We start from the raw sequence: 9,232 nt of genomic DNA on the forward strand, positions 1-9,232 counted from the left end.
TCATTGCAGTCGATTGCGATGAGTATCGGAGAAGATATGTTTCGTTTGCTCCGCTCACCTCAGCTGCCGCCAATTGAATCCATTCTAACAGCACTGCTCAATGAAATTACTGCCCACCCGAACCCCTTTGTTCTTGTCCTTGATGATTATCACGTGATTAAGGTCGGCCCTATTGATCATGCAATCGCCTTACTGCTTGACCGCATGCCGTCACAGATGCATTTGGTCATCGTAACTCGTGAAGATACACATCTACCTGTAGCCCGTTTACGTGTACGGGATCAATTGACCGAAGTTCGAGCTGCAGACTTGCGGTTCACGTCCTCTGAATCAGCTGAATTTCTGGGCCAAGTGATGGGTTTAAACCTTTCAACGGAAGAGATCACCTTGCTTGAATCCCGGACAGAAGGCTGGGTTGCCGGCTTACAATTAGCTGCCTTGTCAATGAAGGGTCATAAAGATCCATCCAGCTTCATTCAATCTTTCTCAGGTAGCCACCGTTACGTAGTAGATTATTTGGTTGAAGAAGTGCTGCAACAGCAATCCGCAAGCATTCAAACTTTTTTGCTGCACACCTCGATCCTCGACCGTTTATGCGGCCCCCTTTGTGATGCCATTCTTGGAAATGGAGCTGAGGGTCAACTTGCCCCTTCCAATTTTGGACAAAATACATTGGAATACCTCGATAGCATTAACCTTTTTATCGTCCCCTTGGACAACGAGAGGCGCTGGTACCGATATCACCATCTCTTTGCTGATTTATTGCAACAACGATTACATCAGATCATCACCTCGTCAACGAAACAAGAGGAGCAGTTCGTGGCCGAATTACATATTCGTGCCAGTGTATGGTATGAAGAGAATAGCTTTGAGGTAGAAGCTTTTCACCATGCTGCTGCTGCACGTGATATAGAACGAGCAGCACGTCTATTGGAAGGAAAGGGCGTGCCTTTGCTCTTTCGTGGAGCGGTAGCTCCAGTAATGAATTGGTTAGATCCGTTGCCAAAAAAGGAGCTAAATGCAAGACCTTCTCTGTGGGCGATGTATGCCTCTGCATTACTTATTGCGGGTCAAACGACAGGTGTTGAGGAGAAACTGCAAGCTGCTGAAAAAGCTCTGCAGGTTGCGGAGCAAGATGATAAGACACGAGATACGATCGGACATATTGCCGCTATACGTGCCGCGGTAGCTGTCAGTAAGCACCAAGCGGAAATTATCATTGCCGAGTCGAGACGCGCCCTCACCTATTTGAATCCTGACAACCTGGCTGTCCGCACAGCTACTACTTGGTCGCTGGGTTATGCTTACGAGCTGCAGGGGGATCGTGCTGCGGCCAGCAAGGCCTATACCGAAGCATTATCGATCAGTCAGATGATCGGACATGTCACGATCACTATTATGGCAACGCTTGGTTTAGGGAAAGTACAAGAATCTGAAAACCAGCTTTATGTGGCGGCTGAGACTTATCGGGCTGTTTTGAAATTGGCAGGTGACCCGCCGATGCCAGTTGCTTGCGAAGCACACTTAGGCTTAGCTCGTATATGTTATGAATGGAATGATCTAGATACGGCTATGTATCACGGACAAAAGAGCGTCCTACTTGCGCGACAATTAGAACACACAGACAGAGTGGTTGCAGGCGAGGTGTTTCTTGCAAGGTTGAAGCTTGCGCGAGGTGAGGTAAGTGAAGCGGTCGCTATTTTAGCTAAGGCTGACCATTTCACTCATCATCAAAATTTCGTCAGTCAGATGCCCCATATTGCTGATGCTCAGGTACTTACACTACTACATCAGGGCAATCTGGCGGCAGCCGCTCATTTGGCACAGAAGTATGAGCTTTATTTCAGCGAAGCTAGGGTGTATCTGGTGCAAGGAAATACGGAAGCAGCACTTTCCGTACTCGAACTATTGCGAGGAAAATTGGAAGCAAAGGATTTGAAGGATGAACGGCTCAAGGTAATGGTTCTACTGGCGGTTGCTTTGCATGCACATGGCGAGAAGGTAAAAGCTGCGGAAATACTGATAGATGCTCTGACGATGGCCGAGCCTGGAGGCTTCATCCGGATCTTTGTCGACGAAGGTATTTGGATGGAAAGGTTGTTGTGTGAAGTAGCTGCACTCGGAAAGATGCCGGATTATCTAGGTAAGTTGCTGGTTGAATTTCAAGCAGAAGATCTGAAAAATGAGATCAAAGCGGATCATCCTCGACTAGTCCAGTCTGCAAAGTCCCTTATCGAGCCACTAAGCGGTCGGGAGTTAGAAGTTCTGAGGCTCATTGCACAAGGACTATCGAATCGTGAGATAAGCGAGCAGCTTTTTCTCGCGCTAAGTACAGTCAAAGGGTATAACCGGATTATTTTTGATAAACTGCAGGTGACACGTCGCACCGAAGCAGTGGCATGTGCTCGAAGGTTGGGTTTGCTATAACTTAGCCGTCTTAGCAAACGCACCATATTTTTCAAAACCATACTTTAGTATCTATATATCAATACCACATTGCAGATATACTCTTAACAAATTGATGTTTAGGAGGAAACCTGTGAGAGCCATCGTCTGCACAAAATACGGATCACCGGATGTTCTGAAGCTCAAAGAGGTAGAAAAGCCTACTCCCAAGGACAATGAAGTACTAGTAAAGATTCATGCGACAACAGTGACATCAGGGGACTGTAGAGTTCGCGGATTCATAAGCCCTATTTCGTTGAGGATTCCCATGCGAATCGTATTAGGATTTAGAAAGCCAAGAAAACCTATACTGGGGGTAGAATTAGCTGGAGAAATTGAAGCCTTAGGTAAATCGGTTACACGCTATAAGAAGGGTGAGCAGATTTTTGCATTTAGGGGTATGCGATTTGGTGCTTATGCCGAGTATATCTGTCTCAGAGAAGATGAATTGGTGGCATTAAAACCAACCAATTTGACTTACGAGGAAGCCGCTGCCGTTCTTTTTGGGGGAACTACAGCCTTACATTTTCTAAGAAAAGGTAACGTCCAGAATGGTATGAAAGTGCTTATCTATGGAGCTTCTGGATCTGTAGGGACTTCGGCGGTACAGCTTGCCAAGTACTTTGGGGCAGAGGTTACGGGGGTATGCAGTACAACAAATATAGAATTGGTGAAATCACTGGGAGCCGATAAGATCATTGATTACACGAAAGAGGATTTTACCAACAGGGGTGAGCGTTATGACATCGTCTTTGATGCAGTCGGGAAAGCCTCTAAATCTGACTGTAAGAAAGCACTAACGCCAAAAGGGACATACGTGTCAGTTGAAGGGCAAGGGGTAGCAAAGGAGCGTGCAGAAGATTTAATTTTACTCAAGGAGCTTATTGAGACAGGGAAGATAAAATCAGTCATTGATAGATGTTATCCACTGGAACAGATTTCTGAGGCTCATAGCTATGTGGAAAAAGGGCACAAGAAGGGGAATGTAGTCATAACGGTGGATCATGCTAAATAAAACAAATCAACCACGCTCATTGGACGTGGTTGATTTGTTTTATTGCTAGGACAACTAAAGGGAAACCCCTTGGAATCAGTCCGCACGTACGTAAAGGATTACGAGTGACTCAAAGCAAGATCTCTCTGCTTGCTGAAGGCGACGATAACTCCAAATAACAGAAGGATGATGCCTGTGAATATAAACCCTTCGGTTATGTTGAAGGGCAACCAGCCTAACACGGAAGAGCCAGCAACAACACCTAAAGAGAAGAAGGCGTAGAAGTATCCATAAGCTTTCCCACGCAGCTCTGCTGGGGTAGCTTTTATCAGCATCGTATTAATAGAAGGGAACAAGAAGGCAAAGCCAACTCCATATAGACCTAACACGACGTAAAGCACTAATTCCGTGGATGATTGGCTAATAAGCAGCTGACTTAATCCCATTAAACCAATACCAATGGCCATCGTTTTTGATGGGGCGACACGATCGAAAATACGATTAGTAGGCAGAACAAATATTAGAACGGCGATGATCCCAAAGGTACTCATCAAGGTGCCGCTTAATCTCGAATCAAATCCAAGTGTTTGAACATGCAGAGGTAGCAAATAAGCGATCACGCCTTGTGAGAACATTAAGAAAAAAGCACCGCCATAAGCCTTGATTACACCTGAATTGAAAGTTGAGCCAATTGATTGCGTGACAGTATCGCCCTTCTCTTTCTTAAATGTCTTTGACTTGTACTTACCAAGAAAAATGGCGGACAAAATGGCAATTAATAAACCCATTACAGCTACGCACGTAAAGACGAAGGGTACGGAGGTTTTGCTTGCCATAATTCCGCTGAAAGCAGGACCGATAATAGCGGCTAGCCCCACAAATGTACCTGTGAAGGCAACTTTTTTCCCTTGCTGATCTTTTATCGTCGTATTCGCAGAGAATGTAAAAGCAGCAGGAACAATTAATCCAGCGACAAAACCATGTATGATTCGAACGATTATCAAAAATAAGGGTTGTTCGACGAAATGATATAGCAGCAGTGCGCCGCTTGATAAAAGCAATCCAACCATTAGTATTTTGAATGGCCCAACCTTGTCAGTCAATATACCAGATAAAATATTGCCAAGCGTATTGGCTAAAGAATATAATCCAATGACAAATCCTACAATAAAAGAGCTAGCACCGACGGAAGTCGCAAAAGTACTCATAACCGGCAGCTGCGAAAATAAATCAAAAAAAGAAAAGAATACGATACTGTACACGATCACAGCATAGTTAAAAGGTCTAATGCTATATTTGTCTTGCGCCTTCTTAAGCTTCCGATCCAGCAAAAAGTTTCCGAGTGGTACAAAAGCTGCGATTACTGCTGCAGCAGGCCAAAGCAGGCTCCACTTAACACGAAATGCAGCGTACAGGATCGCAAGTGCATATAGACTGAAAATCCCACCGTGAATACTGCCTACAATCGTTACGGCTTGTTCTATGCCCCATATATATTTCAAGGGCATAGCGATGCCGAGTAACACTAATAATGAAATACCATCTAAAAGTCCTGTTATACGTAAAATGTAAATCGGATGTGCTTTCACTTGTTATGCTCCTAGTTTATATTTTGAACAGACTACTCTATTCTAACACTTTATTAGGCAAGTAAAATAGGAAGGACTAGAATGGAAAATATAGAATACCTAAAATGACTGCTAAATTTACTAATGACATCCAAACCTAGCAGCAACAAGCAAGAAATGCACGGCAAGCAATAGCTACAAACCATATGATAATGAAGAAAGGAGGGGGATAAATGGATTGGTTCGAACGGATGAATCGTGCTCTCGACTATATTGAAGGTAATCTTGATGGAGATATCGATAATCAACATGCGGCGCAGCTGGCCTTGTGTTCTGTCTATCATTTTCAAAAAGTTTTTTCTATGATTACCGATATTCCGTTGGCAGAATATATTCGACGTCGCAGATTGACAATGGCTGCATTCGATATTCAGAATAGCCAAGTCAAAATTATCGATATTGCTTTAAAATACGGCTACGAGTCTCCGGAAGCATTCGCACGGGCCTTTCATGTGCTGCATGGACTTACTCCGACCTCTGCTCGGGGCGAAGGTGTCATGCTAAAAGCGTATCCCCGGCTCTCTTTTCATATATCAATTCGAGGAGATGTAGCTATGGATTACAGAATCATTAAGAAGGATGCATTTTCTGTTTACGGAATCGATCGTGTATTTACAACCGATCAAGAAGAACAGCTTAAAGCGATACCACAATTTTGGATTGATTGCGCACAGGACGGAAGTCTTGAGAAGCTGGCTCTTTCGGCACAAACGGACGGACTTAGCCCAATTAACGCGGTTTGTTGGGGTAATGAGGGCAAGATGGATAGTTCGTTCCGATATATGCTTTTCAACTACATGACAGATCAATGCAACGCGGAAGGTTATACGTTGTTGGATGTTCCTGCCTCGACATGGGCTATCTTCAGATCAAGAGAACATGCAATGGAAGAAACGAGTGCTGTTATTCAAGAAATGAATAAGAGAATCTATACCGAATGGTTGCCTACAGCGTCATACAACAAAGTCGATGAATTTGAACTGGAATTGTATAAAGGAAATGATGCGCAATGCTATTGTGAAGTATGGATACGGGTCGTACCTAAGTCTTAGACACAACTTTAGAACAACAAAGAAGCAGCCATTAATGGTTGCTACTTTGTTGTTCTAGCTCAGATTGTATAGTAAAGAAAGTGACGATAGTAAAGCGAGAGAAGAAAATCTGTCCAGATGGTTGATGAGAATGGTTTTTTAATAAAGAACCCGAGAGAGGCCGCTTGTTTTAAAGTGTCCATCTTTCGGGTTATTAGGGCAGTAATGCCCGATAAAAGGGAATTGTTACTGCGTGCTGTTTATTTTACTAAATGACCGTTCAGATGAAATGCGAATACTCGCGAATAAGCTCAATAGTATTAACACCAGATTAAATCCCATCGTTACAGTTAAACCGGATTGCATCGTCATTCCGGCAGCCTGACTAACAACAAGGATAGCACCACCAATACCGATGACCACACCGGGCGTAAAAGAATCCGCAAATTGTAAATTGGCAGAGGTTTCGCCAGCCCCTTCTTCTCCCGTATGGGAAAATGCGACAGCACCGCTCGTTGGATGTGATAATCCCATTCCGATTCCCGCAATGATTTGCCCAATTACGGCTAAGACAACCGTTACGGATGGAATCCAAAACACAACTGCAAATCCTATTATAAGCAGCAGTACTCCCGTGATGATTCTTTTGTTACGCCCGCGCCCCTGATCTGCCATATCCCACCGTCCTTGCAGATAAGAAAAGAGACACCAGCTTAACGCGGCGCTGGCCACAATTAATCCAGCATGAGCGGGTTTAATACCTTTCACATCAATTAAGGCCAATACTAAAAAATTTTGTGTGCTGACATAGGCGGCAAAGAACAGTCCACGTGTTGCTAAAATAGCTGGCATGCCTCTACGGAATATAAGCGTTCCCTTTGGCAGCAGCTTGCGGAGAGGATAGGACATTAACGCTGCACCGATAATGCTGAATACAACCCCTACAATTTCCGGCAGCTTGCCTAGGCCAACCAAGAAAATACTAGTACCAATCGTTAAAAATATAGCCATCCAAGTAGCTGTGGCTCCATTCCCCGCTGTTGTACCCTGTACCTTTAGTTTCCTAAATGCCGGTATACTAAGTAGCGCTGATAAAACAAGAATCGGCAATATGACCCAGAAAGCGAACCGCCAAGACCACTGTTCTGCAATCAAACCAGCAACATAAGGCCCGAGCATCGACGGAAGAACATAGGCTGTACCAAATGCTCCGAGTATTTTGGCACGTAATTCATCAGGGTAACTTAGTGAGATAGCGGTGTAAACGCAAGTCATCATAGCACCAGCACCAAGGCCCTGCATCGCTCGTGCCACTATCATCATATACATGTCGCTTGCAGTAGCGGCAACAATTAGCCCTGCGATAAACAAAACAAGTGCGGAAGTAAACGGTACTGCGGGTCCTTTTTTATCAATGATACGTCCGACAACCAAAGTGCCTACAATCTGAGCAAGTAGATAGGTACTAAATATCCAACCAAATAGATGAATACCATTCAAATCACTTGCTATGGAAGGGGCGATCGTGGTTACTGCTAAGCCCTCGAATCCGACTGCCATCACTGACAAAATAATTCCTATCGTTAGTGCAAAATAACGTGGACTGAAAATGCTTTGAGTAGTAGACAAAAAATATGACCTCCGAGTATTTTTTATGTACACAACTAATCTGCCTAGGGAGTAAACAAATTTGCTTGTAAACATAAAATTACAATTCGGCGCATACTTTGTCAACATGTTTATTTAAAATGTATATTAATGTGCATTAGCCGAAGATATACGAATACGCTCATAGTTTCAACAGGCAAAGAGAAGAGCTTACTCTTCATTTGTCTGATTTGACTGTATTTCATCCAATCCAATCCAATCGTCCATTCTCAGAAAAAGAGCTCCAAACCTCCTATTTGATTGTACATTTTCCATTCAAACACATTGAAACATGCAGGGTCGCTGGTATTTGAGTGCACAATATCCAATCAAATCTCTCACCCGTTTGAAACGATGCGATAATGCTCAATTACACGCTCAAATTTCTGGAAGCTAGCATTATAAAATTACAGATATTGTCGATTTAATTTTGTAATATAGTCTTGTTATAAGTACAAGATATGATAGTATAAGAGAATAAAAGCTAAACAGTTAATGGCAAACCTGTCGAAAGGTAGGGACGCAAAGCTATAGGGCCTTCTTTTGAGATGGCAGCCAGTTACCGAATGGACAAGCTTTTTTTGTTTGAATTAAAACTTTATACGATAATGGCAAACCTGTCGAAAGGCAGGGACGCAAAGCTATAGGGCCTTCTTACATGAGATGGTAGCCTGGCCACCGAAGGGAGTTTTATTAATGCGGAAGTTTATGCTATTTGTAGCCGCACTTGTCATTCTATGTCCTTTATTTAATGGAGCAGCGGTCGATGCTGCAGAGGTTAATTCTTGGTTAAATAAAACTGATTTGAGCAAGGGTATCATTAGCGTGGAATATAAAGTGAAGGCTAACGTTAAGACAAAGCTATTGATTGTTAAAGGCGAGGAGAAATATTCCTATAATTTAACTGCTGGTTTGAAAGAGGAGTCATTTGCTCTTCAATTAGGTAACGGCGATTATGCGATTAGCGTTTTGGAAAATAAAAGCGGAAATCAGTATAAAGTTATATACAAGGACACCGTCAAACTTAATCTGAAGGAAAGCACGAGTGTGTTCTTGAATTCGATTCAGAATGTAAATTGGAATGATAAAAACAAAGCCATTCAAAAGTCGAAAGAGTTAACGAAAAACCTAAAAACAGATGATGACAAAGTGAAAGAAATTTATAAATATATCATTAATAACATTAAATATGATAAAAAGCTGGCAGCAACTGGCGTATCTTCGGACTATCTGCCTCAAATCGATCGCACATTGATGTCGAAAAAAGATATATGCTATGGATATTCTGCATTGTTTGCAGCGATGCTTCGCAGTGAAGGAATTCCTGCTAAGCTAGTTATGGGTACAACTGATTATGTGAGTACCTATCACGCTTGGAATGAGGTTTATTTAAATAATAAATGGGTTATTATTGACACAACGGTTGATGCAGGCTGGAATGGCACGACTACAGCTTTTACGATGCTAAAGGATGCCTCTAAGTATAC

At 43.0% G+C, this 9,232-nt stretch carries 6 protein-coding genes and 2 riboswitches; of the genes, 4 read left to right on the forward strand and 2 right to left on the reverse strand.

Annotated features, from left to right (window positions below; genetic code table 11):
• A partial coding sequence (locus tag AC1DWN_RS20590; RefSeq protein ID WP_477560779.1) for a winged helix-turn-helix domain-containing protein occupies positions 1 to 2,427 on the forward strand: 2,427 nt, incomplete at its 5' end.
• Positions 2,428 to 2,539: 112 nt separating this feature from the next.
• Positions 2,540 to 3,460: an NAD(P)-dependent alcohol dehydrogenase gene (locus tag AC1DWN_RS20595; RefSeq protein WP_477560780.1), complete on the forward strand. Its 921-nt coding sequence runs from the start codon at positions 2,540 to 2,542 to the stop codon at positions 3,458 to 3,460.
• A 98-nt stretch (positions 3,461 to 3,558) separates the two neighbouring features.
• Here the strand turns inward: AC1DWN_RS20595 and AC1DWN_RS20600 are convergent, their stop codons facing one another.
• Positions 3,559 to 5,028 (reverse strand): MFS transporter, encoded by a 1,470-nt coding sequence (locus tag AC1DWN_RS20600; protein ID WP_477560781.1) that lies wholly within the window; start codon positions 5,026 to 5,028, stop codon positions 3,559 to 3,561.
• A gap of 212 nt (positions 5,029 to 5,240) precedes the next feature.
• Here AC1DWN_RS20600 and AC1DWN_RS20605 point away from each other — a divergent pair, with 212 nt between their 5' ends.
• Complete coding sequence (locus AC1DWN_RS20605; RefSeq protein WP_477560782.1) at positions 5,241 to 6,119, forward strand: AraC family transcriptional regulator; 879 nt, start codon at positions 5,241 to 5,243, stop codon at positions 6,117 to 6,119.
• A gap of 225 nt (positions 6,120 to 6,344) precedes the next feature.
• Here the strand turns inward: AC1DWN_RS20605 and AC1DWN_RS20610 are convergent, their stop codons facing one another.
• Positions 6,345 to 7,727, reverse strand: a complete 1,383-nt coding sequence (locus tag AC1DWN_RS20610) for an MFS transporter (protein ID WP_477560783.1) — start codon at positions 7,725 to 7,727, stop codon at positions 6,345 to 6,347.
• 505 nt (positions 7,728 to 8,232) lie between these two features.
• Positions 8,233 to 8,312, forward strand: a riboswitch (cyclic di-GMP riboswitch).
• Between the two features lie 33 nt (positions 8,313 to 8,345).
• Positions 8,346 to 8,428: riboswitch (cyclic di-GMP riboswitch) on the forward strand.
• Between the two features lie 13 nt (positions 8,429 to 8,441).
• Here AC1DWN_RS20610 and AC1DWN_RS20615 point away from each other — a divergent pair.
• Positions 8,442 to 9,232: transglutaminase-like domain-containing protein (locus tag AC1DWN_RS20615; RefSeq protein ID WP_477560784.1), on the forward strand; the 791-nt coding region annotated here is incomplete at its 3' end.

The organism is Paenibacillus sp. P4_A7 (assembly GCF_056402455.1).